This is a genomic window from Pseudomonas sp. NFR02, assembly GCF_900119375.1.
Taxonomy (GTDB): Bacteria; Pseudomonadota; Gammaproteobacteria; order Pseudomonadales; family Pseudomonadaceae; genus Aquipseudomonas; species Aquipseudomonas paracarnis.
Genome location: NZ_FPJJ01000003.1, coordinates 650,192 through 675,649 on the forward strand (window position 1 = coordinate 650,192; position 25,458 = coordinate 675,649).

Sequence of the window (25,458 nt, forward strand, 5' to 3'; positions counted from 1 at the left end):
ATATACCGCTGGAGTGCATCAAGGTTCCAGATGCGGAGCCATCAAAGCGGCAAACCAATCGATGAACGCGCCAAGGCGACGAGAGCGTTGGCGGCGAGTCGGGTACAGGGCTGAAACGCACATGGGGGCCGGCCGATAGGCCGTCATCACCTCAACCAATTCGCCGCTGTCCAATAAATGCTGAACATCGAACAACGGCACCTGAATCAAGCCAAGCCCTGCACAGCATCCTGCAATATAGCTTTCGGCATTGTTGACCACCACGCGGCTCGGCATCATGACAGCCTGCGCGGTGCCATCGACGCAATATTCCCACGCCGTTTCCTGACCGCCTGCGCTCGTGCTGTAGCCGATACAGACATGCCGATTTTGCAAATCGCCAGGCTGTGTGGGCACCCCGAATTCCGCCAAGTAGGCGGGGCTCGCGCAATTGACCAGCAACACCTTGCCCAACGGTTTCACCACCAGGCTGCTGTTCTGCGGGGTGCCAAAACGAATGACACAGTCCACGCCTTCCTGTACCAGATCAATGGCGCGATCGGTGGAGCCCAGGCCGAGTTGGAGCCCAGGGTAGCGGCGGAGAAACTCGCCCAACGCAGGCATCACCAGGCGCCGCGCTATGCGGCTGGGCACGTCCACTTCCAGACGGCCCATGACCTGTTCCTGATGGCGGTTAAACAGTTGGTCGATATCATCGATGTCCAGCAAGACCTGGCGCGCCTTCAGCAGTAACTGGGTGCCATCGGCGGTCAGGGAGACCTTGCGGGTTGTCCGGTGCAGCAGTCGAGTGCCGGCATTGGCCTCCAGCTGTTGAATGGCGGCCGACACGCTCGCGCGTGGCAGCCTCATCAGCCGTGCCGCTTGTATAAAACTGCCAAGCTCTGCGACCTGAACGAAGACGCGGTACTGTTCGATTCTATCCATGGGCTCTCAATGCTCGGGGGGCACGGATCGATCGGCGCTCACCACGTCTGCGCCAGCGCGTTAACCGTTTACTTGGTGGTGTAGCCGCCATTGATCAAAATTGTCTGGCCCGTCACCCACCACCCGTCACTGACCAGGTTACGGATGAACGGGACCACATCCTCGATATCTGTCAGGCCCGTGCGCGACAACGGCGACAGCGCGGCAGCCGTCTTGTGGTAACTGACCGCATCCTCACCTTCGGCCGGGTAGAAGAACGGCGTGTCCATGGGACCCGGCCCTACTGCCGTGACCGAAATCCCCCGAACGCCCAGCTCCTTCGCCGCCGCCCGCGTGAATTGCTCTACCGGCGCCTTGCTGCCGGCATACGCCGCGTAGAAGGGGGTGAAAGCGCCCAGCAATGAAGTGACGATAGTGCAGATCTTGCCATTGTCATTGAGGTGGTTGCCGGCTTCCTTGATAAAAAAGAACGCAGTCTTGGAATTGACGGCCATCATCTCGTCGTACTCCGCCTCCGTGATTTCAGCCATTGGCTTTTTCAGCACCTTGCCCACGGTATTGATCGCGATGTCCGGCCTGCCAACTGCCGCGACGGCATCATTGAAGAGTTTTTCCATCGCCCCCGCCGTGGTCAAGTCCGCTTGCAAAGCGACAGCCTTCGCGCCTAGCGCCTCGATTGCGGCAACGGTTGTGTTCGCGTCAGCCTGGCTGGAGGCGCTGTTGTAGTGCACGACCACAGCCTTGGCGCCATGCTTGGCCAGATCGCGGGCGATCAACCCTCCGAGGTTCTTCGCACCACCCGCGATCAGTGCAACCTTGCCGTTGATTGAATGATTAGGCATGACAACATTCCTTTAATTGGGAGAAGTACGCCGCCATTCTAGAGTGACCCTCGACAAAGATAAGCACACCTTGGCTGGATGCAGTGTCCAGAGATATTGCCTAATCACAAAGGCCCTATCGGTGAATGAAAAGGATGTGAGGTACGCTACACTCCGGCCTTGCACACCGGCCAAGGAAGCCCCCATGAGTACTCGTGGCAGAGACCGACAGATCGACAATATCGAATTCAACGTAAGCGACATTGCCCGCAGCAAAGCCTTCTACGGCGCTGCATTCGGCTGGACATTCGTCGACTACGGCCCCACCTACAGCGAGTTCAGCGATGGCCGGCTCACGGGTGGTTTCACCACCGGTGAGACTGTGCGGCCGGGCGGGCCCTTGGTTATCTTGTATGCCGATGACTTGGACAGTGTGCAGCAGCGGCTTCAACAACTGGGTGCGGTGATTACACGCCAGACGTTTGCGTTTCCAGGAGGCCGCAGATTCCACTTTACCGACCCGGATGGGTATGAACTGGCGGTGTGGAGCGTTGCGCCGTGATCCAGCGCTTTCGCTGTATCGCTGAAGCTCGACATCTCCAACCGAGAACAGGTTGCGTTGTGTGAGCCTGTTCTGGGTTTCAAAGCTGTTGCAGCTTGCGCTGCAAGCGGGCCATGTACCGATTGACGATCAGTTTGTGCGCCGGCCCCACCGGCAGCATGTAAAGGCGCCCGAAGGTGTTGTGGGTGATCACCGATGAAGTGATCGTCAGCACACGATCAGCAATTGAAAGGCAAATCATCACATCCAGGTGCCGGTCACGCTCAGTCAGCACCAGCCTATCCGGCGCGCAGTCCTCTACCAGGAAAAAATCCAGCCGCTCACCCGCTTGCACCGTCACGCGCCGATTGCCGGAGAACCCGCCGATGCGCTTTACGCCAAATCTTGAAGAAATCCCATCCCTGATCCGAAAGGCCAATCGCAACAGCGGCCCCGGTTCAGCGGTCATGATGTTCCAGGCTTCCAGCGCGCTGATCTCAGTCGGCAATAGCACCGACCTGCAATCGTAATAATCGAGTTCAGACGGTGCACCCAACGTGTGACTGACAGAGTTAGTCGCCAAGGTTTTTCCGTCCATGACCAAAACAGGGATTTGCATCATAACGCTTCAAGCGAGATGCTGCGCTAAGCTCGACAGGGTCTGTGTAATCCAAACGGAGTACCCATTATGGAATACGACGAAAAACTGATTGAGGAAGCCGTACTTGCCCTGCTGACCACCTTCAGCTTTGATAACGGCAACTCATGGAAAGGCCACGACTTTCAAATAATGAACCGACTCCACGAGCAAGGTTTTATCAGTAATCCGGTGAACAAAAACAAATCCATTTGGTTGACGCAGGAAGGCTTGGAACGGGGCAGGCAAATTGCCGATCGGTTGTTTGGCGCGGCACCTGAAGCGCTCGCGGGGCCATAAGCCCAGCTACGGAGTGTTAAACCGCGCTTCATGCGTTTATCCTCAAGACTCCCCGACCTGCCAACCCGGAGCCGCCATGGACCTCGCCACCCTCGCCCTCTTCCTCCCCGCCTGCTTCGCCCTGAACATGGCCCCCGGCCCCAATAACCTGCTATCCGTGAGCAACGCTACCCGCTATGGCTACCGCACCTCCTGCCTCGCCGGTCTCGGCCGTCTGCTGGCCTTCGCCGGCATGATCGCCCTCGCGTCCGCTGGCTTGGCGGTGGTACTGCAAACCTCGGAGTTGTTGTTCTACGGGATCAAGATTCTCGGCGCGGCGTATCTGTTTTACTTGGCATATCAGCTATGGCGCGCAGACCCGCAGCAGGTAGAAACCGCGACGAGCAAGGTAGGCCTGTGGGCCTTGGCGCGGCAGGAATTTCTGGTGGCCGCGGGCAACCCCAAGGCGATCCTGATCTTCACCGCCTTCCTCCCGCAATTCGTGGTGCCCGGCCAACCCATCACCGCGCAATTTGCCCTGCTGGGTGTGATGTTCCTGGCTTTGGAATGGGTCGCCATCAGCGCCTATGCCTATATGGGCCTGCATATGCGCCGCTGGTTTGCCGAGCCCAAGGGCAAGCGCCTGTTCAATCGCTGCTGCGCAGGTTTGTTGTCAGCGGCCGCGGCGGTATTGTTGACTGCGCGCAGGGCGTAACCGCGGTGGGAGCGCCCCTGGCAGCCGACGCCGATCGAGCTGTGCCCCGCGATCCAAATGTGGGAGCTGGCTTGCCTGCGATGGCGGTGGTTCAGTTGAAAATTCAGTGACTGACACACCGCCTTCGCGGGCAAGCCCGCTCCCACAGGGGATCTGTGCCAGGCACTGATTTTGACGGCAATGCATGACCAATGTGGGAGCGGGCTTGCTCGCGAAGGCGGCCGGGCAGCCGACGACGATTCAACTGATGCCCAAGTTGCGTAGATACCTATGCTATCTCAACGGCAAACCATACCTCACCTCCACCAGCGCCACACCGCCCCTCTCAAGATGGCGCTCAGTCCCGGCCTCCTCGACACACCCCGCCCGGCGATAAAATCGAATAGCCCGTTCATTACCGGCCAAGACCCACAGCGTTAAACGCTCATAGCCTTGCGCCAACAGGTCTTGCAGGCCGGCATTCCACAAGGCCAGCCCGACGCCGGAGTGCCAATGCTCGGCGAGCACGTAGATGGCCATGACCTCACCTGCATTAGCCTGCACAGCGTCTTCATCACGGCTGGCACCGACTGATATCCAGCCAACCACCCGCTGGCCCACCTCGGCAACCCATACCGTCGACTCACCCGAGGCTAGCGAACGAACCCAATGGGCTTCGCGCCTAGCCAGCGTTGCTTGCAGCCCGCTCAAAAACTGGGCGGGCATCAAGTCACGGTAGGCGTCTTGCCAACTGCTGATATGCACCTGGGCAATGGCTTTTGCGTCGGCGGGTAAGGCCCTGCGAATCATGGAGATGCTCCTGAAATACGGTTATTTCAGTATGCATGCCCGTCGATGACAAAAAGCCCTGCGCTGAACACGGCCCAATATCAATGCCAACCCCAATGTAGGAGCGAGCTTGCTCGCGAAGAACTTCAACGATAACGCGGGCTTGCTAAGTGAACGCGGCGCCTGTGGGTTTTTCGCGAGCAAGCTCGCTCCTACAGCTGCAAGGCGATTCCGGCGTCGATGAAGAACGCCGGGCCCCGCGTAAAAGATCCAGCCAACATCACCCCTTGGTCAAATCCACCAAAGGCGTCTGCCGCACCTCAGTCTCCCGCCCACCCTGAATCTCGCTGACCTGCTTCAAAGCCTTATCAACAGCCGCCTTATCCGCCAACAAGCTGTAGCTGATACGGAACTGCTTGTGTTCCTTCGCCCCGATCGTAGGCACCAGGTTCAGTGGCCGCTGATAACGACGGTTATAGGAAAAACTCGTCCCCGGCTCCAACCCCGTGACATAGCCCTGCCCTTGGGTATCAGTGTTCTTCCACAGCGAAAACACCGGCAGTGTCTGCGTATTGAAACCAACCGAAACCCCCAGGCTGCCGGCCTTGTTATGCAGCACGGTCAAGGTATCGCCCTTGGCATCGGCATACGGCACCACGTTGTAAACCGTTTCGTCATAGTCCTTGGTCGGTGCGCGATAGGTTTGCCAGTCGGCCAGTTCGCCCTTGGCCTTGTCATTGAACGGCGACACCTGCTTCACCGGCGCAACGAAACGCGCGCCCTGCTCCAGGAACGGCGTGCTGAAGTTACTGTGATACAGCGCCTGGTATTCCTTCGGATAATCGCCATTGTTGGTGAGCGTGTCGTTGAGGGCGAACACCACACTGCCAGGCTCGGTGACCAGTTCGGTCGCAACAGAGAAATCGACCTTCTTGAACGCCTGCTCTTTCAGCTCGCCGCGCAGGGTGATGGCGTACGGCGGTTTTTCATCGATATGCAGGGTGACTTTATTCGCAGGAATATTCGCGGCCCGCCCGTGCAGGGTCAGCAGCTCACCGTTGTCGATACCAGGGTGCCCGACCCATTCGTAGCCGCAGCGAGTAACCAGCTCATTGAAACCTTCCAGCCAACCCAGACCACCACGGCCATTGAGTTCGATAAAGGACGGATTCACCACTTCCTTGACCGGCGAATCCCAGCCCATGCGCACATCGCCGACCGACGCCTGCAACACGTTCATGCCACGTGTCGGCACTACCGAGAGCTTCATCGTGCCGTTATCGATATCGACGATGCTCACGCCCTCCTGCCGACCACCGTGCAGGGTGCGCAGGGTAACGCTGAAGGGCTTGTCGGTTTGGATGCCGAGTTGCTGGCTGGTGACCTGCCAGTTCTGGGCGGCTTTGTCGGTGTCGAGGAGCACGTAATCCCAGGCCATGGCGTGGGAGGCAGCAGAGAATGCGCTGAGGGCAACGAGGAGTTTTAGCGGGGTCATGGCGGTGGCCTTTATTGGAGTTGTTTGCGATTTATAAACTCGATGAAACGTTTCAGCAAGCTTAAAACACGCGACAGTGTGGGAAAAGGTCATGAACAAGGTGGAACAGGTAAGGAGGTCAAGGCAATGCGCTTGCGGGCAGGCTGGAACGAAAACGCGAGTGGGCGGTGTATGAGCTTTGGTCCATCCGTGCCGGTTACAACCTTGCGTTGACTCATTGGCTGCAAACGGCCAAAAGCGGTCCATCGTGGCCCCTAAAAAGCCTGCATGATTCGTGCTTGCTCAACGAGGGTATTCAAAGTCCCGTCGCGCTCAAACCACCCGCCGTACAGGGGTCACGAAGTGGCGCTACCTTCGGGAGGAAACTACGCTGAAGAAATACTTTTTTCTTTGTGATGGAGCTGGAAAATGAAAAGGGTTTTTCTGCCACTGTCGTGTTTACAGCGCTCGTCGAATTTTCAAATACAGTGTCTGCTGAAATACCCTCTCATAAGAATGTCCGCATTCGTTGCCCAGGCACAGGCTAGCATTAACCTCTCTGCCCTTGCGCTTTTGGCAGCGAAATGAACGAACACCTACGCGACGACCGAGAACATTGATAAGGCGGCCAAGGAGGGCGTATGCATAATCCATCAACATCGAAGCTTGTACGGGAAATTGCCCGAGATGCTTTTTACCAAAGGTGGATGGTTTGGGTTCCATTATTGTTCACGTCTGTAATAGTTTTTGGAGGATACAGTGGGGACGTTATGGGGGTTCAATGGGTGGCGGAGCTTGCCACGATCGCCGGAGCCACTATTTCGTCGATTAACGTTTGGTCCGAAAAATCGTCATTTCCTCAAGCCACACAATTAATATTTTTACTGGCATGGATGTTTAGCTTTTATTACGCCTTTCTTATCGCGCGATGGAAGCCCTACCAGGAAATGTATGTTGGTTCACTTACCGGGTGGAGGCGTCATCTGAAAGCATTACCAGGAGTGGTGATGATTTGCGTTGGACTATTTTTCTTTACCTTTACGCCTCCGACCGAGCCCAATTGCACGAGGATGTGCATCTATGAGTCAACGTTCATTCAAGTGATCTATTCCACTGGGATATCTATATTTTTGGGGTATGGGTTTGCGCTGACTTACTGGTATCTGGCTAATTTCTCAAGCGCTTATTTCGGTAGGAGAAATGACTAGCCAAAAATTAGTTGTTCAAATTTTAAGACTCATGGAGTTTTCAAGGTCGTTTCGTTTTGGCCGATTGTGGCCCGTGGTGAGGGGCAGCGTTGGGTCGAAATCCGCCGGTCAGTCCCCTCCTCCCCAAAAATCCCGCCCCTCAACCCCCACACCTCTCCACCAAAAAATCCACAAACGCCCTAACCCGCGCCGGCATCGCCCCTCCCCCCACAAACACCGCATGAATCGGTTCCACATCCCCAGGATTAAATTCCTCCAACAACACCACCAACTCCCCCCGTCTCACTTCCTCCACCACACTAAACGCCCCAATCCTCGCCACCCCCGCCCCCAGCTTCGCCAACTGCGCCAATGCCTCGCCGCTGTTCCCCTCAATCGTCCCCGCCACCTTCAACGAAAACTCCCGCCCCTCCACCCGAAACGGCCAATCCGGCGCCGCCCTACGGAAGTTGAAGCGCAGGCAGTTGTGTTGCAGTAAATCCTGCGGCGTCACGGGGGTGCCATGCCGTGCCAGGTACTCCGGTGAAGCAACGATAACCTGCCCGGTAGAGCCGATAAGGCGAGCAGTCAGGGGGCTGTCGGCGAGGGGGCCGAAGCGGATGGCAACGTCGGCTTGGCCGCCGAGAATATCCACGACTTCATCGCCGAGCATCAGGTCGACGACGATGGCGGGGTAGCGGGCGCTGAAGGCGGCGATCAGGGGGACGATGGTCATGCGGCCGTGGGCCAGTGCGGCGCTGACGCGCAGGCGTCCGCGTGGGGCGCCCTGGTCGGTGATAGCGTCTTCGACTTCGGCCATGTCGGCGAGGATGCGCCGGGCGCCGCGCAGGTAGGCTTCGCCTTCAGCGGTGAAGGTGATGGCGCGGGTGGTGCGCAGCAGCAGGCGGGTGCCGATGCGCTGTTCGGTGCGGGTGATGATGCGGCTGATGGCCGATGGGGTCAGTCCCAACGCCCTGGCCGCGCCCGACAGGCTGCCGTGCTCGGCGACCATGGTGAACACTTCCATCTCTCCCGAACGCCCGCCGATGTCCATTTGTGCCTCCCGCGCAAAGCTGTAGTTCCCAACCAGGGGCTACTGCTGCAAAAGGCAGGATTGTAGCATTTGGCTCACAGATGAGGAGTCACCCATGCGTATCAATCCACCCCTTGTAGCATTGTCCGTCGGTGCCTTTGGCATCGGGGTCACAGAGTTTGCCCCTATGGGCATGTTGCCCGGTATCGCCGCTGATCTTAACGTCTCCATTCCCGCTGCGGGGCTGTTGGTAAGCGCCTACGCCATGGGCGTGCTGATTGGCGCGCCGATCATGACCCTGGCGACGGCCAGGGTGCCCCGTCGTTATCTGCTGATCGGGCTGATGGCGATTTTTACCCTGGGTAATTTGCTGTCGGCGTTGGCCAGCAACTACCAGACATTGATGATCGCCAGGCTGGTGACGTCGCTCAATCACGGAGCGTTCTTTGGGATTGGCTCAATTGTGGCCGCAAGCCTGGTGGCGCCCGAGAAGCGCGCGGGCGCTGTGGCGGCGATGTTCATGGGGCTGACCCTGGCAACCATTGGCGGCGTACCCCTGGCGACCTGGTTTGGCGAGAACTTTGGTTGGCGCACCGCGTTCTGGGGCATCAGTGGGCTTGGCGCGGTGGTCATGGCGGCGCTGTGGCGGGCCCTGCCCAATACTCCCGCGCCCAAGGGTGGCGGCCTGATGGCGGAAATCCGTGTGCTGGGGCGCGGGCCGGTGCTGGCCGCGCTGGCCCTGACCGTGGTGGGCTCGAGTGCGATGTTTACGGTATTCACCTACATCGCGCCGATACTGCGCGATGTCACCCATGCCTCGACCAACTTCGTCACCGGGATGCTGGTGCTGTTCGGAATCGGGCTCACCCTGGGCAATGTGTGGGGTGGCAAGTCAGCGGACCGCTCAGTGGACCGCACTTTGATCATCTCGCTGGTGGTGTTGATTGCCGTGCTGTTGGCCTTTTCGGTGCTCATGCAATGGCCGCTGCCCGCTGCGCTGTCGATCCTGCTGTGGGGCGCTGCCAGCTTTGCTCTGGTGCCGCCGCTGCAGATGCGGGTGATGGAGGCCGCCAAAGACGCGCCTAACCTGGCTTCGGCGATGAACATCGGTGCGTTCAATTTTGGCAATGCGATTGGTGCGGCATTGGGTGGCGCGGTGATCAATGTCGGGCTGGGCTACCCAGCCATTTCCCTGGCAGGCGCACTGATGGCGGGCCTGGGCTTGCTGATGGTATTGGGGCTGAGCTGGCGTTCGCGGCGGGCCGACGCACGCGCTGGCCGGGAGGCGGTGCAAGCCTGAGTAGCGTTGCAGGTTGTTCGTCTAGACTTCATGCACCTTTCAACCCGAGGAGCCTTGCCATGAACAACAAGAATACGATCTGCCTCTGGTACAACGGCGATGCCCTGGCGGCAGCGACCTTCTACGCCAACACCTTCCCCGACAGCGAAGTAAAGGCCGTACACCGTGCGCCTGGCGACTATCCGGCTGGCAAGCAGGGAGATGAGTTGACCGTGGAGTTCACCGTGCTGGGTATCCCCTGCGTGGGCCTCAATGGCGGCCCCCTGTTCAAGCACAGTGAGGCGTTTTCCTTTCAGGTGTCTACCGAGGATCAGGAGGAAACAGACCGCTTGTGGCACGCCATCATCGACAACGGTGGGCAGGCGAGCGCTTGCGGTTGGTGCAAGGACAAGTGGGGGCTGTCGTGGCAGATCTCGCCGCGGGTGTTGGTCGAAGCAGTTACCAGTAAAGATCCTGCCGTCGCCAAGCGTGCATTTGAAGCGATGATGACCATGACCAAGATCGACATCGCTGCCATCGAAGCCGCCATTGCCGGGAACTGAACGGTGGGAGCGCTCGAGCCCTAGCGAGGCCGCGATGGCGGTGGGTCAGGCAGCGCAAATGCCAACTGCACCACCGCCATCGCAGGCAAGCCAGCTCCCACATCTGGATTGCGCGCCCTCCCCCATGCGGCAAAAAAAGTCATACAACGGACGCCCGGTTGCGACACGGGCGATACCGGCCTATGTTCCAAGCCATGCTGTTTTTTTGCTGCCCCCCGCCCTACGTCCATCCCGTAACCAGGAGACGACATGCCCACGCCTTCACGCCCTGCCGTACTTGAACTGATCGGCAACACCCCGCTGGTCAAGGTCAGCCGCTTCGATACCGGCCCCTGCACGCTGTTTCTCAAGCTTGAATCGCAAAACCCCGGTGGTTCCATCAAGGACCGCATCGGCCTGGCAATGATCGACGCCGCTGAACGCGACGGTCGTTTGCGCCCTGGCGGTACCATCATTGAAGCCACCGCCGGCAATACCGGCCTGGGCCTGGCGCTGGTGGGCCGGGCCAAGGGTTACCGGGTGGTGTTGGTGGTGCCCGACAAGATGTCCACGGAAAAAGTGCTGCACCTCAAGGCCATGGGCGCCGAGGTGCATATCACCCGCTCCGATGTGGGCAAGGGCCATCCCGAGTATTACCAGGACGTGGCGGCACGCTTGGCCAAAGATATTCCAGGCTCGTTCTTCGCCGACCAGTTCAATAACCCGGCCAACCCCTTGGCCCACGAGACCAGCACCGCGCCGGAGATCTGGGCGCAGACCCAGCACGACGTAGACGCCATTGTGGTGGGCGTCGGCTCGGCCGGCACCCTCACCGGTTTGACGCGGTTCTTCAAGCGCGTGCAACCCGAACTGGCCATGGTGCTGGCCGACCCGGTCGGTTCGGTAATGGCCGAATACAGCCGCAGCGGCAAGCTGGAAACCCCTGGTTCCTGGGCCGTGGAAGGTATCGGCGAAGACTTCATCCCCTCGATTGCCGACCTGTCCAGCGTGCGCCACGCCTACTCCATCAGCGATGCCGACAGCTTCGACCACGCCCGCCAATTGCTCAAGGCCGAAGGCATCCTCGGCGGCTCATCCACCGGCACACTGCTCGCCGCGGCCTTGCGCTACTGCCGCGAGCAAACCGAGCCCAAGCGCGTGGTCACCTTCGTCTGCGACACCGGTACGCGCTACCTGTCGAAGGTTTACAACGACCAGTGGATGAACGACGCCGGCCTTTTGCAGTACAAGCACTACGGTGACCTGCGCGACCTGATCGCGCGCCGCTTCGAAGACGGCCGCGTGATCAGCGTAAGCCCCGACGACACCCTGCTCACCGCCTTCCAGCGCATGCGCCTGGCGGACGTGTCGCAACTGCCGGTGCTGGTCGATGGCCAGACCCTGGTGGGCGTGATCGACGAGTCCGACATCCTGCTGGGCCTGCACCACGACGCCGCAGATTTTTCCATGACCGTCGCCAGCGCCATGACCAATACGCTACACACCTTGGCCCCCAGCGCCAGCCTGGCCGAACTGCAGGCCGAGCTGGATCGTGGCCTGGTCGCCATCATTGCCGACGCCGCAGGCTTTCATGGCCTGATCACCCGCGTCGACCTGCTTAACCACCTACGGAGATCCCTTGCATGAGCCAGCCCGATAAAAGCGCGTTTGCCACCCGTGTGATCCACGCCGGGCAGTCACCCGACCCGACCACGGGCGCGCTGATGCCGCCGATCTACGCCAACTCCACCTACCTGCAAGACAGCCCCGGCGTGCACAAGGGGTTTGACTATGGCCGCTCCCATAACCCCACGCGTTTCGCCCTGGAACGCTGCGTGGCCGACCTTGAAGGCGGCAGCCAGGCATTTGCATTTGCCTCGGGGCTGGCGGCGATCTCCACCGTGCTGGAACTGCTGGATGCCGGCGCGCATATCGTCTCGGGCAACGACCTGTACGGCGGCACTTTCCGGCTGTTCGACAAAGTGCGCCAGCGCAGTGCCGGGCACCGTTTCAGCTATGTCGACCTCAGCGACTTGTCGGCGTTTGAAGCGTCATTGCAGGACGACACGCGCATGGTCTGGGTCGAAACCCCAAGCAACCCGCTGCTGAGCCTGACCGACCTGCGCGCCGTGGCCCGCATCTGCCGTGCCCGCGGGATTATCTGCGTGGCCGACAATACCTTTGCCAGCCCCTGGATCCAGCGCCCGCTGGAGTTGGGCTTCGACATCGTGGTGCACTCCACCACCAAATACCTCAATGGGCATTCTGATGTGATCGGTGGTATCGCTGTTGTCGGTGACAACGCTGAACTGGCCGAACGCCTGGGTTTCCTGCAAAACTCCATCGGCGCCATCGCCGGGCCGTTCGATGCCTTCCTGACCCTGCGCGGGGTAAAAACCCTGGCGCTGCGCATGGAGCGCCATTGCAGCAATGCCCTGGACCTGGCCACCTGGCTGGAGCAACAGCCGCAAGTGTCACGGGTTCACTACCCGGGCCTCAAATCCCACCCACAGCACGCCCTGGCGAAACAGCAGATGCGCGGCTTTGGCGGGATGATTTCAGTGGACTTGAACAGCGACCTGGCCGGCGCGACGCGCTTTCTGGAAAACGTGAAGATCTTCGCCCTGGCCGAGAGCCTGGGGGGCGTGGAAAGCCTGATCGAGCACCCGGCGATCATGACCCATGCCAGCATCCCGGCGGCGACGCGGGCGCAATTGGGGATTGGCGATGGGCTGGTGCGGTTGTCGGTGGGGGTTGAGGATGTGGAGGATTTGCGCGCCGATCTGGCTCAGGCCTTGGCCCACATTTAACCGCCATGATCGTTCCCACGCTCTGCGTGGGAATGCAGCCAGGGACGCTCTGCGTTCCCAAGCGTGACGCAGAGCGTCACCGAATGCGTTCCCACGCAGAGCGTGGGAACGATCATTGCGTATCAGCCCTGGGTGATGTTGGCCCGCGCCGCATGCAGCTTCTTGTAGCTGTCAATCAGGCGCAAATGCCGGTCCAGGCCTTCCAGCTTCATGCTCGTCGGCGTGAGCCCATAAAAGCGCACACTGCCGTCGACCGAGCCGATCACCGCGTCCATGCGCTCGTTGCCAAACATGCGCCGGAAGTTGGCCTCGTAGTCAGCCAGTTCCAGGTCCTCATCCAGTTCCATCTCCAGCACCGCGTTCATCGCCTGGTAAAACAGGCCGCGCTCAACGGTGTTGTCGTTGTACTGCAGGAACATCTCTACGCATTCCTTGGCCTCTTCATACTGCTTCAGCGCCAGGAATATCAGCAGTTTCAGCTCCAGGATGGTCAACTGGCCCCACGCGGTGTTGTCATCGAACTCAATGCCAATCAGCGTAGTGATATCGGTGTAGTCGTCCAGTTCGCTTTCTATCAGACGCTCGACCAACGCCTGCAACTCATCCTCGCTGAGGCGGTGCAGGTTGAGGATGTCTTCGCGGAAAAACAGCGCCTTGTTGGTGTTGTCCCAGATCAGGTCATCCACCGGGTAGATTTCCGAGTAGTCCGGCACCAGGATGCGGCAGGCGGTAGCGCCCAAGTGCTCATACACCGCCATGTACGACTCTTTGCCCATGCCTTCGAGGATGCCGAACAGCGTGGCGGCTTCCTGGGCGTTGGAGTCTTCGCCCTGGCCGGAGAAGTCCCACTCGACGAATTCATAATCCGACTGAGCACTGAAGAAGCGCCACGACACCACGCCGCTGGAATCGATAAAGTGCTCGACGAAGTTGTTCGGCTCGGTGACCGCCTGGCCTTCGAAGGTCGGCTGCGGCAGATCGTTCAAGCCTTCGAAGCTACGGCCTTGCAGCAGCTCGGTGAGGCTGCGTTCCAGTGCCACTTCCAGGCTGGGGTGCGCGCCGAACGAAGCGAACACGCCGCCGGTGCGCGGGTTCATCAAGGTCACGCACATCACCGGGAACTCACCGCCCAGGGAGGCATCCTTGACCAGCACCGGAAAGCCCTGGGCTTCCAGGCCTTCGATACCCGCCAGGATGCCCGGGTACTTGGCCAGCACTTCGGCGGGTACGTCCGGCAGCGCAAATTCGCCTTCGATGATTTCGCGCTTCACCGCCCGCTCGAAAATCTCCGACAGGCACTGCACCTGGGCTTCGGCCAAGGTGTTGCCAGCGCTCATGCCGTTGCTCAAGTAGAGATTTTCGATCAGGTTGGACGGAAAATACACCACCTCGCCATCGGACTGACGCACGAACGGCAGCGAGACAATGCCACGGGCTTCGTTGCCGGAGTTGGTGTCGAACAGGTGTGAACCACGCAGCTCGCCCTCGCGGTTGTAGACTTTCAGGCAGTAGGCATCGAGGATTTCACTCGGCAGCTCATCGTTGGGGCCCGGCTGGAACCAACGCTCGTCCGGGTAATGCACGAACGGCGCGTTGGCCAGGTCCTCGCCCCAGAACTGGTCGTTGTAGAAGAAGTTGCAGTTCAGACGCTCGATGAACTCACCCAGCGCCGACGCCAGCGCGCCCTCTTTGGTCGCGCCTTTGCCGTTGGTAAAGCACATCGGCGAATGGGCGTCGCGGATATGCAGCGACCACACGTTGGGCACGATATTGCGCCACGAGGCAATCTCGATCTTCATGCCCAGGCCCGCGAGAATCGCCGACATGTTGGCGATGGTCTGCTCCAGCGGCAGGTCCTTGCCGGCAATGTAGGTGCCTGCTGCGGACGTGGAGTTGGGCATCAACAACGCCTGGGCATCGGCGTCGAGGTTGTCGACTTCCTCGATCACGAATTCCGGCCCGGCCTGCACCACCTTCTTCACGGTGCAGCGGTCGATGGAACGCAGGATGCCTTGGCGGTCCTTGTCGGAGATGTCTGCGGGCAATTCGACCTGAATCTTGAAAATCTGGTTGTAGCGGTTTTCCGGGTCGACGATGTTGTTCTGCGACAGGCGAATATTCTCGGTGGGAATATTGCGCGTCTGGCAGTACAACTTCACAAAGTACGCCGCACACAACGCCGACGAAGCCAGGAAGTAGTCGAATGGCCCCGGTGCCGAACCGTCGCCCTTGTAGCGGATGGGCTGGTCGGCAATGACCGTGAAGTCATCGAACTTGGCTTCAAGCCGAAGGTTGTCGAGAAAGTTGACCTTAATTTCCATGCGGGCACACCAGAATAACGAGCTAAACAAATTGGCCGCCATTATGAAGCGTTTCGCCGGGAAGTCTCAGGGATTTGCGTATGGGCTGCCGATCGGTGCTAACTTCCAACCAGTTAGATAATGTTCACCTCTGCCAGGACAGGCCATGGAACCGATAGCGACTAACGCCGCATTGTTGATCATCGATATGCAAAAAGGCATGGCCGATCCCACCCTTGGCCGCCGCAACAACCCAGACGCCGAGCTGCGCATACAGCAATTGCTCAATGCCTGGCGCCAGGCGCAACGCCCGATCATTCATGTGCGGCATATCTCCCGCTCTGCCGCTTCAGTGTTCCGGCCAGGCCAGCCCGGCTGTGAGTTCCAGGATGCGCTGCACCCCCTGGCCCAGGAGCATGTGGTTGAAAAAAACGTACCAGATGCGTTCAGCGCCACGGGCCTGGAGCGCTGGCTGCACCTGCGCTCGATCCAGCAGTTGGTAATCGTCGGGGTCATCACCAACAATTCAGTGGAATCCACCGCACGCTCGGGCGGCAACCTGGGGTTCGACGTGATCGTGGCGGCGGATGCGTGTTTTACCTTCGATCAACCCGACTTGTCGGGGCGGCTGTGGGCCGCAGAGGATGTGCATGCGTTGTCGCTCAGTAACTTGGCGATGGACTATGCAAGGGTGTTCAATACCGGGGAAATATTAGATCCATGTAACCCGCGATGCGCTTTTTGATGCATGCTGCACCTGTGGCGAGGGAGCTTGCTCCCGTGACAGCCCTAAAGCTGCCGCTTACCTAAATGTCGCCCCGATTCGCCTGCCCCCATCGTTCATGGAAAACGGCTAAAACACCCCGGCATCCTCCAGCATTTGCGGCAACGCCTGCGGCCATACCGTATCGCTCGTCGCGAGCAGCGCCTCTGCCGACCACCAATGATGATCCGCCATCACCTGGGTCTCCTCTACTGTCCATTCGGCCCTGGAAAGCGCGTCGCTGGATGCATGCACAACGAAGTACCGCTCTACTGCCAACACGGTTTCACCGCTGGGTAACATCAACGGGAAACTACGCTCTGCCACGGATTCCCCAACGCTGCTGACGGTGATACCAGTCTCTTCGCGCAACTCACGAATCGCAGCGCTGTGGAAGCTCTCCCCTGCCTCCACGCCACCGCCGGGCGTGGCCCAGTAATCCTGGCCGGCCAGGGCGCCGTCTTTATGCACGAAGCGAAACAGCAACACTTGCTGTGCAGGGTTGATGACCAGTAATCGTGCGGCTTTGCGTTCACGCATCTGATTGATTCCTTTCTATGAGGGCCGAAACCATCCAGCTCAGAAACGCCCGTAGGCGTGTCGTAAATGCCTCGCCCTCGGCGCTCGGGTTGCGTGCTTCAAACAGGAAGTAGGCGATTTGCACGCGCATGTTCGGGTAATGCTGGACGAACAGCCCGACGTAGTCTTCCAGGGTTTGCGGCCAGTTTTGCGCATCTTCCGCTCGCAGGATGTGGGTGGCGCGGATCAAGGCCCGTGATGCTTCCCGCTGCAGGCCAAGCCGCGTGTGTTCAGGGCTGGCCTGTTCAATGCGCACCAGGTAAGTCGTGAGCGCCTGTTCAAAATCACCATTGACCGCCAGGGCGATGGCGCGGGACGGGCGAAACGGTTCGACGTGCAGTGACAGGTCTTCGCCCCAGAGACAGCGGCAATGATGTTTGAGCCAGAAGCCCCAACTGTTTCGGTTTTCGGGCGCCAACACCTGGGCGCGGTGGCCGATGTCGAAGTCGATCTTGGTGACGCTCGGATGCCGTTGCTCCAAAGCGAGTCGGGCCGACTCCAATTGTTCAAGCACCGGCGCATTCGGTGGTTCGACCAGTATCAGTGAAAGGTCAAGGTCGCAAACTCCGGCCTCGCCCTCGCCCCGTGCAATGCTGCCATACAGGTAAATCCCGTGCAGCCCCAGCTCAGGCCGGGACAAAGTCGTGCAGATGTCCGTCAGCAGGGGCTGGAACTCGGGTTGTATAGGCGTATCGGCAACGGTGAGGATATAGCCATCGGCATCGATGCCAGCAGGTTTTTGGGTAGTCACGGGCGGTGCACCTCAATCACCAACCCTTCCTCTTCACTCGGCACACTGAAATGGCGAGTGATCAGGTCGAACTCGGCATCGCTGGCGGCAAAATCGTGGTCACCTCGGGCGTTGCGGGCGTGCAGGCGCGCACGACAGGTGGCATCGTCCAGCTCCAGGTAATGCAGGCAGTGCGGCACCTTGGCTGCCTGGGCCAGGCCGAGTAACCATTGACGATTGGCGAGGGTATTGGCCGGAAAATCCAGCACCACATTGACGCCGCACGCCAACAGATTGATCACCAGCGGCTCAAGTACCCCACGAACCTGTTGGGCACAGCGCAGGTAGTCGGCAATGCTCTGGATCTCGCCGGGATAGAGATTGGCAAGCCACTGGTCTTCACTGAGCACAATGGCCCCATGCTCGGCGGCCAGGGTCTTGGCGAGTGTGGACTTGCCGGCGGCGATCTTGCCGCAGAGCAGATGCAGGGTGGGCATAACGCGATTCCTCATGTCGGGCCAGGAAGAATGAGTCATATAGCCGCTGTGGTAAACATATGCAGGCATAGGTATCTACATAACGTTGTGGGCTGTAGCAGCAGACGGTAACCACGATGCGAAGCGAGCCGCTCTTGCTCTGCTTGTGATCTTGATCTCAGGCGCCCCGTTAAACCACGTTGGCCGGAATTCGACAGGGATTTGGGGGGTAAACCGGCAGGGATGCCGGTTTAGCCGCCCCGCGCCATGGATGGCGCGTGGCGGCGGCCCCCCAAATCACTGGCGGATTACGGGCACACCGAGCCTAGGCGAGGTGCCGAGTGGTGGGGCGAGGACCTTTTGGTTACTTTTGGGTCCTTCCAAAAGTGACCCGCTGTAAAAGCGGAACCCTAGGTGGCCGTTACCGCAGGAATGGATATGTACACGGTCCAACTGTGTTGACTGTCAGGCCGCCTTCGCAGGCAAGCCAGCTCCCACATTTGAATCGCGGCGCGTTAGTTAGATCGACGCCGGCTGTCAGGCCGTCACGGGAGCAAGCTCCCTCGCCACAGGTTCAGCGTCGCACCAAAATTGTGTAGATACCTATGCATATGCAGGGGAACGCCGGATCGAAACACACCTCGACAAGCCCTCCCAGTGAACTTTCTTGCAAATGCCATGCTCCTTTCCTATGCGAAGTCAGCGCGCCCTGAGCCCAGGGTGCAGAACGATAAGGAGCCGCCACCAACATGACTACCCTCCCCACTTACCCCGTCGTCAGGCCTGGGCCGTTGCACGGGACTTTGCTTGCCGGCACCGTGCCGTTGTTTCTCGGGGCCTTGCTCAGTGATATCGCCTACGGCCAGACCTACCAGATTCAGTGGGCCAATTTCGCCTCCTGGCTTATCGCAGGAGCCTTGGTGTTCTGTGGTTTTGCCCTGCTGTTTGCGCTGGTCAACTTGGTGCGTGCCGAACACAAGGGCGGGCGCCCGGTGGCGTACTTCCTGCTGTTGCTGGGCACTTGGGTGCTTGGCTTGGTCAATGCCTTCCAGCATGCCAAGGACGCCTACGCCATGATGCCCACCGGCTTGGTGCTGTCGGCGATTGTCACCGTGCTGGCGCTTGTCGCCACCTGGATTGGCTTGACCAACCTGCGCTCAGGAGCTGCCCGATGAAACCACTCAACACACTGACCCTGCTCAGCGCCGCCCTGTTGCTGAGTGCCTGTGGCGGCGAAGGTGACAAGACCCAGGCACGCGGCCCTGACCCCAAGCTGCCCGAACAACAAAGCAGCCTGTTGCCGAGCATGAAGATTGCCGAGCCCACGCCGTGGGGCGATCAAAAGCCCAAGGTACCCGAAGGCTACAGCGTCACCGCCATCGCCACCGACCTTGCGATCCCGCGCCAGACCCTGGTGCTGCCCAACGGCGATATCCTGGTGGCCGAAGGCCGTGGCGGCAGTGCGGCCAAGCTCAAGCCCAAGGACGTGATCGCCAGTGTGATCAAGGCCCAGGGCAACACCAAGGTCAAGGGCGGCAACCGCATTACGCTGCTGCGTGACGCCGACGGTGACGGCACCTATGAACTCAAGACGGTATTCGCCGACAACCTCAACGCTCCCTACGGGCTGGCATTCGCCGACGGCAAACTGTATGTGGCCAACCAGGACGCACTGGTGCGCTTTGACTACGCCGACGGCCAGACCAAGGCCAGCGCCCCGCCCGTCAAAGTCACCGACCTGCCGGCGCAGATCAACCATCACTGGACCAAGTCATTGGCCGTCAGTGACGACGGGCGTCAGCTGTATGTGGGCATCGGTTCCAACAGCAACATCACCGAACGCGGCATGGAAGTGGAGATCGACCGCGCAATGGTCTGGCAGATCGATGCCGCCACCGGTGCGCATAAGCCCTACGCTACAGGCCTGCGCAATCCGACGGCGCTGACCATCCAACCGGGCTCAGGGCAACTGTGGACCGTGGTCAACGAGCGCGATGAACTCGGCCCCGACCTGGTGCCAGACTACCTGACATCGGTGCGTGAAGGTGCCTTCTACGGCTGGCCCTACAGCTACTGGGGCCAGAACGTCGACCCCCGCGCACAACCGCAAAACCCGGCCAAGGTGGCTGCGGCGATCAAACCCGATTACAGCCTGGGCTCTCATGTGGCCGCGTTGGGCGTGGATTTCTCCATCCCTGCCATGGGTGAAAAATTCGCTGACGGCGCGTTTGTCGGCGAGCACGGTAGTTGGAACCGTGACAACCCAGTGGGCTACAAGGTGATCTTCGTGCCGTTCAGCAACGGCAAACCGGCGGGCGAGCCCATCGACTTTGCCACCGGCTTCCGCGGCGACGACGGCAAGACCCGTGGGCGTCCAGTGGGGGTGACGGTGGACCCCAAAGGCGCGCTGATCATTGCCGACGACTTGGCCAATACGATTTGGCGCGTCACGCGTAACCAATAACCGCAGATGACAGGGGCTGCGACGCCCCTGTCAGCCGTCACTCTGCAATTGTGCGTCAAGCCAGGCCAACAACGCCGTAATCTCCTCCCGACTGCCCGTCCCTTGCTGCCTGTAGACCGAAATAGCCTCGGGCAAAAACACGCTTTCTGCGCAGGGCCGCACCAGCGCCCCACTCTCTATCAGCCGGCTTGCGGTACGACGCCAACCCATGGCGATACCGTGCCCTTCCACGGCAGCTTGCAACATCAGCGGGTAACTGTCGAAGGTGGCACTGCGCGCATCCCTGGGCAACGTGTGGCCGAACATCTGCAGCCACTCATCCCATTCCATCAAGTGCGGCGGCTCGGAGCTGTGGTGCAGAAATGTGCAGGGCTGTAATTCAATCAGCGCTAACGGCTTTTCCGGGCAGAGGTAGCCGGGGCTGCACACCGGGAACACCTCGTCGGAGGCGGTGAACATCAACGTATGGCTGCCACTGGCGCGCCGGGTACTTTGCAGGGCCACATCGAAATGCCCGTCGAACTGGGTGATCGGCCGCGTACAGGTCACCACCTGGATCTCGATCTGCGGGTATTGCTGGTGGAAGGTCGCCAGACGCGGCATCAACCAATAGAACGCCTCGCATAGCTGGCATAGCAGTACCACGCGATTGCGCTGGGGCGATGTTCTCAGGCTGACCGCGCCCTCACTGATGCTGTGCAAGGCCTGGCTGACCACCCGCCCCAGCTCACGCCCTTCTTGCGTCAGGAACACCCCACGGTTGCGCCGACAAAACAGCTTGACCCCCAGGTTGTCCTCCAGCCCGCGAATCTGCCGACTGATAGCGGCCTGGGTGAGGTGCAATTCATCGGCCGCCTTGGAGAAACTCTCCAGGCGCGCCGCCGCTTCAAACGGCAACAAACTGGCCAGCGGCGGTAAGGTTTTGCCAAGTGCATTCATAATCTGTGGTTATGCATCCAAGGCTGAAAACTCGTTTGTAGCACACCCGCCGCGCTGGGCACCATGACTCCCTCACTTCATGGAGCAGCCTGATGACCACCGCCCGCGCCTCACTCTTTACCGGTGTGATATTGGCCGTTGTCGCCACCCTGGGCTGGGCGCTGAACTTCATTGCGCCCTACGTCACCGGCGTCTACAGCCTCTACGACTTGATGGCCGTACGGTTCCTGATGGCCGGTGGGCTGGGCATCGCCTGGATGATGGTGTGCAGGGCGCAATTGAGTGCACTCAGCTGCGGCCAGTGCCTGCTCGCCGCAGCACTGGGCGCACTGGGTTGCCTCGGTTATGGCGTGTGCATTGCTGGCGGTGTGATGTTCGGCGGCCCGGTGCTGACGCCAGCGTTTGTCGGCATGGTCCCGGTGCTACTGGCGTTGATAGGCAACGCCAGTCACAAGACCCTGCAATGGCGCCAGTTGGTGATGCCGTTGTCCTGCCTCACTGTGGGGCTGTTGCTGGCGACAGTCAGCAGCCTCCACCTGCCCGCCTCCGGCACCGGTTCCTGGCTGCCGGGGTTGTGTTTCTCCCTGGGCGCAGTGGCCTTGTGGCTGGGCTTCAGCGTCATCAATCAACAGCAACTGGCACGCCTGCCTGCCCGCGCAACCGACCTGTGGACCGCCTTGATGCTGGTAGGCGCAGGCGGCGCTGTGCCTGCTGCCGTGGCTATACACGCTGGGCTTGTTCCGGTTGCCGACCCTTGGCGCGGGCTGGAACCAGGCATGGCCGCTGTATGCCTGGAGCCTGGGCATCGCGGTGATGTCTACGGTGGTCGGCGCCTGGGCCTGGAACGCGGCAACGCAGCGCCTGCCCATGGTACTGAGTGGCCAATTGATTGCCCTGGAATCACTCTTCGCCAGCCTGCTCGGTCTAGGCTTTCACCGGCGCTGGCCGACGCCAATGGAAGCCGTGGGCCTGGCTGCCGTGCTCGTCGGCGTGGTCATGGCGGTTCGTATCCTCCTGGCGCAGGCAAAACCCGCCACAACCCATCAGACCTTCGGGGAGATTCAACCATGACCCATTCAAACGACGCACTGGCACTGCCCCACACCTTTGACTTTCGCAATCAAACTGTGCGCTGGGGCCAGCTGGGTACCCAGGGGCCGGCGCTGGTGATGGTGCATGGCACGCCGTTCTCTTCCCATGTGTGGCGGCGTATCGCGCCCTTGTTTGCCCAGCAGTACCGCGTGTTCTATTACGACCTGCTTGGCTATGGGCAGTCTGAACAGGCGCCGGGCCAGGACGTGTCTCTGGGCGTGCAAAACCTGTTGCTCGCCGCCCTGCTACACCATTGGGGCCTGGAACGCCCCCATGTGCTGGCCCATGATTTTGGCGGCGCCACGGCGCTGCGTGCGCATCTGCTCGATGGCTGCGACTATGCCAGCCTGACCTTGATCGACCCCGTCGCCATGGCGCCCTGGGGTTCGCCGCTGGTGCAGCATGTGCGCCGCCATGAACAGGCCTTCAGCGAAGCGCCGGCCTATATCCATGAGGCGATTGTGCGTGCCTATCTACAGGGCGCCGCCTTCACGCCGCTACCTGCCGAGGTGCTGCTCGCCTACGTCACGCCCTGGACAGGCGAGATTGGCCAGCCCGCCTTCTATCGTCAGATTGCCCAGATGGACCAGCGCTATACCGACCAGATTGAAGAGCGGCTCGCCGAGCTGCGTTGCCCGGTGCAACTGCTCTGGGGCGAAGAAGACCAATGGATCAACGTGGCACAGGGCGACGCGCTCGCAGGTAGATTAGGTGCACGCTACCTGCGCGTCCCGCGTGCGGGGCATCTGGTGCAAGAGGATGCGCCCGAGGTCATCACCGCTGCCTTGATGACCTTTCTAGGCGGCGTTACAGGTCAGTGATTTCCTTGTGGCGCGGCACCAGCGTCTTCATCACGCTCCAGGCCACCAGGTAAGCCAGGGCGCAGATGGCAAACATGATCATGTAGCCGGTATGGATGTCGTTGATGGACTTGTAATAGTCGAACACCCAGCCGCCGATCTTGGTCATGAGCACGCCGCCCAGGCCACCGGCCATGCCGCCAATGCCGACCACCGAGGCCACGGTTTTCTGCGGGAACATGTCGGACACGGTGGTGAAAATGTTGCATGACCACGCCTGGTGTGCCGAAGCGCCCACACCGATCAGCAGCACCGGCACCCAGAAGCTGAGGTAACCCAACGGCTGCGCCAGCAACACCACGAGCGGGAACAGCGCAATCACCAGCATCGCTTTCATGCGCCCGTCATAGGGGGCATCGCCGCGCGCCATGAAGTAGCTGGGGAACCAGCCGCCGCCAATACTGCCGACCATGGTCATGCTGTACAGCACCGCCAGCGGCATCACGATATCGGCGCCTTTCATGCCGTATTGGGCAGACAGGTAAGTGGGCAGCCAGAACAGGAAAAACCACCACACGCCGTCGGTCATGAACTTGCCGAAGGCAAACGCCCAGGTCTGGCGGTAGGTCAACAGTTTGAACCAGGAGACTTTCTTTTCTGCGGTGCCCGTCGGTGCCGGGGTAAACGGTTGTACGGTCTGGTCGCTGCGGATGTAGGCGAGTTCCTCAGGTGACAGGCGTTTTTGCTGCTCCGGTTTTTCGTAAACGGCGGCCCACACGGCTACCCAGACAAAACCCAGCATGCCGATGACCATAAACGCCGCCTCCCAACCCCACAGGCCGGCAATCAGAGGGACACAGATCGGCGCCAGGATCGCGCCGACGTTGGCGCCGGAATTGAAGATACCGGTGGCCAGGGAGCGTTCTTTCTTGGGGAAATATTCGGCAGTGGCCTTGATCGCGATCGGGAAGTTACCCGCTTCGCCAATCGCCAACACCGCCCGCGACATCATGAAGCCGGCGATCGACACCGGGATCACCGCCAGGCCAATGGCACCACTGACGGCTGCGATACCCTCGCCCATCGGCACCGCAAACGCATGCATGATCGCGCCGGTGGACCAGATACCAATGGCTACCACATAGGCGGCCTTGGTGCCGATCCTGTCGACGAAGCGCCCAGCAAACAGCATGGAAATGGCGTAGACGAACTGGAACACCGCCGCGATGTTGGCGTAGTCGGTGTTGCTCCAGCCAAACTGCGTCGACAGTTGTGGTGCCAACAGGCTGAGCACCTGACGGTCGAGGTAATTGACCGTGGTCGCGAAAAACAACATCGCGCAGATCGTCCAGCGATAGCTGCCGACCGCCTGGCCGACACGAAGGGCACTGATGGGCTCGTTCAGATTCATGGCATCACTTTTTATTTTTGTTAGGTAGGACATATGTAACGTCATATGTCGTCGTACAACTGAGAGTTTTATAGCGAGACGCCCACGCAGTGTCAATCGCAAAGATTGCCGCTTATCGAGGATTTACGCGGAATAGGAAAATGTCAGGCTTGTGCAGTTGTAGGATGACAAACCCTGAGCACCAGGCTGGGCGCTTGGCCGGGTACATCATCCAGCAGGCCAAAACGTTGCATGCCGAGCTTCTCCAATACGCGGATCGACGCAGCATGATCGGGTCGCACTAACCCGAAGACTTCCGGTAGAGATAGCGTGTCAAACGCCAGCGCCAGGGCATCCCTCCCCAGTTCAGTGGCATACCCCTGCCCCCAGGCCTCGACGGCCAGGCGATAGCCAAGGTTGATGCGCTGCTGCGTCAGGTAGTTAAGTGGCGCAATGCCGCCAAACCCGATGATGTGCTCGGGGCTCTCTTTGCAGGCAATCGCCCACCAGCCGTAACCGTGGGAGGCCCACTGTTGAATCCAGTGATCCAATAGCCGTTGTGCCGCATCCAGGTTGGGCAGCGGGCCGGCAGGATTGAACAAGTTGGTCTGTGGATCGCCGAAGATCGCGAACAATCGCTGAACGTCTGCGGCCCGTGGTTGGCGGTAGGTAAGGCGTGAATAGCTGCATGGCATATGAATGACTTCCCTGCTTTGCCTGACTGACAATGACAATTCCCCCGTGGGAGCGCTCGAGCTTTAGCGAGGCCGCGATGGCGACAGTTCAGGCAACACAAATGCCAACAGTACCGCCGCCTTCGTAGCCTCGCCGGGGCTCGACAACTCCCACATCGGTTATGCGCCTGGCACAAATCCCCTGTGGGAGCGGGCTTGCCCGCGAAAGCGGAGTGCCAGT

24 protein-coding genes and 1 pseudogene are annotated in these 25,458 nt (G+C 60.2%); 12 read left to right on the plus strand and 13 right to left on the minus strand.

All coding sequences use genetic code 11. From position 1 onward, the window contains the following. Nucleotides 1-18 precede the first annotated feature (18 nt). Nucleotides 19-924, minus strand: coding sequence for a LysR family transcriptional regulator (locus tag BT199_RS13160; protein WP_072434640.1), 906 nt, complete (start codon nt 922-924; stop codon nt 19-21). 68 nt (nt 925-992) lie between these two features. Beyond that, nucleotides 993-1,766 (minus strand): SDR family oxidoreductase, encoded by a 774-nt coding sequence (locus BT199_RS13165; protein WP_072434641.1) that lies wholly within the window; start codon nt 1,764-1,766, stop codon nt 993-995. A 184-nt stretch (nt 1,767-1,950) separates the two neighbouring features. Here BT199_RS13165 and BT199_RS13170 point away from each other — a divergent pair, with 184 nt between their 5' ends. After that, the gene (locus BT199_RS13170; RefSeq protein ID WP_003191611.1) at nt 1,951-2,307 is read left to right on the plus strand and encodes a VOC family protein; all 357 of its coding nucleotides are present in this window, start codon (nt 1,951-1,953) and stop codon (nt 2,305-2,307) included. A 79-nt stretch (nt 2,308-2,386) separates the two neighbouring features. Here the strand turns inward: BT199_RS13170 and BT199_RS13175 are convergent, their stop codons facing one another. Beyond that, a complete protein-coding gene (locus tag BT199_RS13175) occupies nt 2,387-2,908 on the minus strand; it encodes a DUF2867 domain-containing protein (protein ID WP_014718620.1) in 522 nt (173 codons plus the stop codon). Between the two features lie 66 nt (nt 2,909-2,974). Here BT199_RS13175 and BT199_RS13180 point away from each other — a divergent pair, with 66 nt between their 5' ends. Then, the gene (locus BT199_RS13180) at nt 2,975-3,223 is read left to right on the plus strand and encodes a DUF6429 family protein (protein WP_003191615.1); all 249 of its coding nucleotides are present in this window, start codon (nt 2,975-2,977) and stop codon (nt 3,221-3,223) included. Nucleotides 3,224-3,299: 76 nt separating this feature from the next. Next, on the plus strand, nt 3,300-3,917 hold the full coding sequence (locus BT199_RS13185; RefSeq protein ID WP_032902438.1) for a LysE family translocator: 618 nt from the start codon (nt 3,300-3,302) through the stop codon (nt 3,915-3,917). Between the two features lie 273 nt (nt 3,918-4,190). Here the strand turns inward: BT199_RS13185 and BT199_RS13190 are convergent, their stop codons facing one another. The 3 genes from BT199_RS13190 to BT199_RS13205 all read right to left on the minus strand — a co-directional run bounded on the left by BT199_RS13190 (nt 4,191) and on the right by BT199_RS13205 (nt 8,400). Next, entirely contained in the window at nt 4,191-4,706 is a 516-nt protein-coding gene (locus BT199_RS13190; RefSeq protein ID WP_072434642.1) for a GNAT family N-acetyltransferase, read from the minus strand. Nucleotides 4,707-4,965: 259 nt separating this feature from the next. Further along, nucleotides 4,966-6,180, minus strand: coding sequence for an aldose 1-epimerase family protein (locus tag BT199_RS13195; protein WP_072434643.1), 1,215 nt, complete (start codon nt 6,178-6,180; stop codon nt 4,966-4,968). Between the two features lie 1,326 nt (nt 6,181-7,506). Continuing rightward, nucleotides 7,507-8,400, minus strand: a complete 894-nt coding sequence (locus tag BT199_RS13205) for a LysR family transcriptional regulator (protein WP_072434645.1) — start codon at nt 8,398-8,400, stop codon at nt 7,507-7,509. 94 nt (nt 8,401-8,494) lie between these two features. Here BT199_RS13205 and BT199_RS13210 point away from each other — a divergent pair, with 94 nt between their 5' ends. The 4 genes from BT199_RS13210 to BT199_RS13225 all read left to right on the plus strand — a co-directional run bounded on the left by BT199_RS13210 (nt 8,495) and on the right by BT199_RS13225 (nt 13,010). Next, entirely contained in the window at nt 8,495-9,679 is a 1,185-nt protein-coding gene (locus tag BT199_RS13210; protein WP_072434646.1) for an MFS transporter, read from the plus strand. 59 nt (nt 9,680-9,738) lie between these two features. Then, on the plus strand, nt 9,739-10,221 hold the full coding sequence (locus tag BT199_RS13215) for a VOC family protein (protein ID WP_072434647.1): 483 nt from the start codon (nt 9,739-9,741) through the stop codon (nt 10,219-10,221). Nucleotides 10,222-10,470: 249 nt separating this feature from the next. Beyond that, nucleotides 10,471-11,847, plus strand: a complete 1,377-nt coding sequence (locus BT199_RS13220; protein WP_072434648.1) for a pyridoxal-phosphate dependent enzyme — start codon at nt 10,471-10,473, stop codon at nt 11,845-11,847. Further along, nucleotides 11,844-13,010, plus strand: a complete 1,167-nt coding sequence (locus tag BT199_RS13225) for a cystathionine gamma-synthase (protein ID WP_072434649.1) — start codon at nt 11,844-11,846, stop codon at nt 13,008-13,010. Before BT199_RS13220 ends, BT199_RS13225 begins: the two co-directional genes overlap by 4 nt. 122 nt (nt 13,011-13,132) lie before the next feature. On the opposite strand, the gene BT199_RS13230 is transcribed toward BT199_RS13225, so the two are convergent. Continuing rightward, the gene (locus BT199_RS13230) at nt 13,133-15,331 is read right to left on the minus strand and encodes an OsmC domain/YcaO domain-containing protein (protein WP_072434650.1); all 2,199 of its coding nucleotides are present in this window, start codon (nt 15,329-15,331) and stop codon (nt 13,133-13,135) included. 145 nt (nt 15,332-15,476) lie between these two features. On the opposite strand from BT199_RS13230, the gene BT199_RS13235 reads away from it, so the two are divergent. Beyond that, nucleotides 15,477-16,055, plus strand: a complete 579-nt coding sequence (locus BT199_RS13235) for a cysteine hydrolase family protein (protein WP_072434651.1) — start codon at nt 15,477-15,479, stop codon at nt 16,053-16,055. A gap of 108 nt (nt 16,056-16,163) precedes the next feature. On the opposite strand, the gene BT199_RS13240 is transcribed toward BT199_RS13235, so the two are convergent. Genes BT199_RS13240 through BT199_RS13250 form a run of 3 tightly spaced genes read right to left on the minus strand, consistent with a single transcriptional unit; the run spans nt 16,164 to nt 17,879 of the window. Further along, nucleotides 16,164-16,613 carry an NUDIX hydrolase gene (locus tag BT199_RS13240; protein ID WP_034127586.1) on the minus strand — a complete coding sequence of 150 codons (450 nt, stop codon included), beginning with the start codon at nt 16,611-16,613 and terminating at the stop codon, nt 16,164-16,166. After that, nucleotides 16,606-17,403, minus strand: coding sequence for a nucleotidyltransferase domain-containing protein (locus BT199_RS13245; protein WP_072434652.1), 798 nt, complete (start codon nt 17,401-17,403; stop codon nt 16,606-16,608). Before BT199_RS13245 ends, BT199_RS13240 begins: the two co-directional genes overlap by 8 nt. Next, nucleotides 17,400-17,879 carry a P-loop nucleotide/nucleoside kinase family protein gene (locus BT199_RS13250; RefSeq protein WP_072434653.1) on the minus strand — a complete coding sequence of 160 codons (480 nt, stop codon included), beginning with the start codon at nt 17,877-17,879 and terminating at the stop codon, nt 17,400-17,402. Before BT199_RS13250 ends, BT199_RS13245 begins: the two co-directional genes overlap by 4 nt. A gap of 728 nt (nt 17,880-18,607) precedes the next feature. Here BT199_RS13250 and BT199_RS13260 point away from each other — a divergent pair. Next, nucleotides 18,608-19,033, plus strand: coding sequence for a DUF2231 domain-containing protein (locus BT199_RS13260; protein ID WP_072434654.1), 426 nt, complete (start codon nt 18,608-18,610; stop codon nt 19,031-19,033). Beyond that, the gene (locus tag BT199_RS13265; protein ID WP_014718638.1) at nt 19,030-20,322 is read left to right on the plus strand and encodes a PQQ-dependent sugar dehydrogenase; all 1,293 of its coding nucleotides are present in this window, start codon (nt 19,030-19,032) and stop codon (nt 20,320-20,322) included. Before BT199_RS13260 ends, BT199_RS13265 begins: the two co-directional genes overlap by 4 nt. 30 nt (nt 20,323-20,352) lie before the next feature. Here the strand turns inward: BT199_RS13265 and BT199_RS13270 are convergent, their stop codons facing one another. Then, entirely contained in the window at nt 20,353-21,261 is a 909-nt protein-coding gene (locus BT199_RS13270) for a LysR substrate-binding domain-containing protein (RefSeq protein ID WP_072434655.1), read from the minus strand. Between the two features lie 92 nt (nt 21,262-21,353). On the opposite strand from BT199_RS13270, the pseudogene BT199_RS13275 reads away from it, so the two are divergent. Then, a pseudogene (locus tag BT199_RS13275) lies at nt 21,354-22,332 on the plus strand (DMT family transporter). Continuing rightward, nucleotides 22,329-23,174 (plus strand): alpha/beta fold hydrolase, encoded by an 846-nt coding sequence (locus BT199_RS13280; RefSeq protein WP_072434656.1) that lies wholly within the window; start codon nt 22,329-22,331, stop codon nt 23,172-23,174. The pseudogene BT199_RS13275 and the gene BT199_RS13280 overlap by 4 nt, the downstream one beginning before the upstream one ends. Here the strand turns inward: BT199_RS13280 and BT199_RS13285 are convergent. Next, on the minus strand, nt 23,161-24,564 hold the full coding sequence (locus BT199_RS13285; protein ID WP_072434657.1) for an MFS transporter: 1,404 nt from the start codon (nt 24,562-24,564) through the stop codon (nt 23,161-23,163). The genes BT199_RS13280 and BT199_RS13285 overlap by 14 nt on opposite strands. A gap of 143 nt (nt 24,565-24,707) precedes the next feature. Further along, a complete protein-coding gene (locus BT199_RS13290) occupies nt 24,708-25,238 on the minus strand; it encodes a GNAT family N-acetyltransferase (RefSeq protein ID WP_072434658.1) in 531 nt (176 codons plus the stop codon). Between the last annotated feature and the right edge of the window lie 220 nt (nt 25,239-25,458).

Excerpts from the sequence above, each read along its gene's own strand:
- BT199_RS13225 (WP_072434649.1), top strand. The coding sequence starts at position 11,844 with ATGAGCCAGCCCGATAAAAGCGCGTTTGCCACCCGTGTGATCCACGCC.
- BT199_RS13190 (WP_072434642.1), bottom strand. The coding sequence starts at position 4,706 with ATGATTCGCAGGGCCTTACCCGCCGACGCAAAAGCCATTGCCCAGGTG.
- BT199_RS13265 (WP_014718638.1), top strand. The coding sequence starts at position 19,030 with ATGAAACCACTCAACACACTGACCCTGCTCAGCGCCGCCCTGTTGCTG.
- BT199_RS13210 (WP_072434646.1), top strand. The coding sequence starts at position 8,495 with ATGCGTATCAATCCACCCCTTGTAGCATTGTCCGTCGGTGCCTTTGGC.
- BT199_RS13195 (WP_072434643.1), bottom strand. The coding sequence starts at position 6,180 with ATGACCCCGCTAAAACTCCTCGTTGCCCTCAGCGCATTCTCTGCTGCC.
- BT199_RS13260 (WP_072434654.1), top strand. The coding sequence starts at position 18,608 with ATGACTACCCTCCCCACTTACCCCGTCGTCAGGCCTGGGCCGTTGCAC.
- BT199_RS13290 (WP_072434658.1), bottom strand. The coding sequence starts at position 25,238 with ATGCCATGCAGCTATTCACGCCTTACCTACCGCCAACCACGGGCCGCA.
- BT199_RS13240 (WP_034127586.1), bottom strand. The coding sequence starts at position 16,613 with ATGCGTGAACGCAAAGCCGCACGATTACTGGTCATCAACCCTGCACAG.
- BT199_RS13280 (WP_072434656.1), top strand. The coding sequence starts at position 22,329 with ATGACCCATTCAAACGACGCACTGGCACTGCCCCACACCTTTGACTTT.
- BT199_RS13180 (WP_003191615.1), top strand. The coding sequence starts at position 2,975 with ATGGAATACGACGAAAAACTGATTGAGGAAGCCGTACTTGCCCTGCTG.
- BT199_RS13205 (WP_072434645.1), bottom strand. The coding sequence starts at position 8,400 with ATGGACATCGGCGGGCGTTCGGGAGAGATGGAAGTGTTCACCATGGTC.
- BT199_RS13215 (WP_072434647.1), top strand. The coding sequence starts at position 9,739 with ATGAACAACAAGAATACGATCTGCCTCTGGTACAACGGCGATGCCCTG.
- BT199_RS13270 (WP_072434655.1), bottom strand. The coding sequence starts at position 21,261 with ATGAATGCACTTGGCAAAACCTTACCGCCGCTGGCCAGTTTGTTGCCG.
- BT199_RS13165 (WP_072434641.1), bottom strand. The coding sequence starts at position 1,766 with ATGCCTAATCATTCAATCAACGGCAAGGTTGCACTGATCGCGGGTGGT.
- BT199_RS13160 (WP_072434640.1), bottom strand. The coding sequence starts at position 924 with ATGGATAGAATCGAACAGTACCGCGTCTTCGTTCAGGTCGCAGAGCTT.
- BT199_RS13220 (WP_072434648.1), top strand. The coding sequence starts at position 10,471 with ATGCCCACGCCTTCACGCCCTGCCGTACTTGAACTGATCGGCAACACC.
- BT199_RS13235 (WP_072434651.1), top strand. The coding sequence starts at position 15,477 with ATGGAACCGATAGCGACTAACGCCGCATTGTTGATCATCGATATGCAA.
- BT199_RS13170 (WP_003191611.1), top strand. The coding sequence starts at position 1,951 with ATGAGTACTCGTGGCAGAGACCGACAGATCGACAATATCGAATTCAAC.
- BT199_RS13250 (WP_072434653.1), bottom strand. The coding sequence starts at position 17,879 with ATGCCCACCCTGCATCTGCTCTGCGGCAAGATCGCCGCCGGCAAGTCC.
- BT199_RS13285 (WP_072434657.1), bottom strand. The coding sequence starts at position 24,564 with ATGAATCTGAACGAGCCCATCAGTGCCCTTCGTGTCGGCCAGGCGGTC.
- BT199_RS13175 (WP_014718620.1), bottom strand. The coding sequence starts at position 2,908 with ATGATGCAAATCCCTGTTTTGGTCATGGACGGAAAAACCTTGGCGACT.
- BT199_RS13230 (WP_072434650.1), bottom strand. The coding sequence starts at position 15,331 with ATGGAAATTAAGGTCAACTTTCTCGACAACCTTCGGCTTGAAGCCAAG.
- BT199_RS13185 (WP_032902438.1), top strand. The coding sequence starts at position 3,300 with ATGGACCTCGCCACCCTCGCCCTCTTCCTCCCCGCCTGCTTCGCCCTG.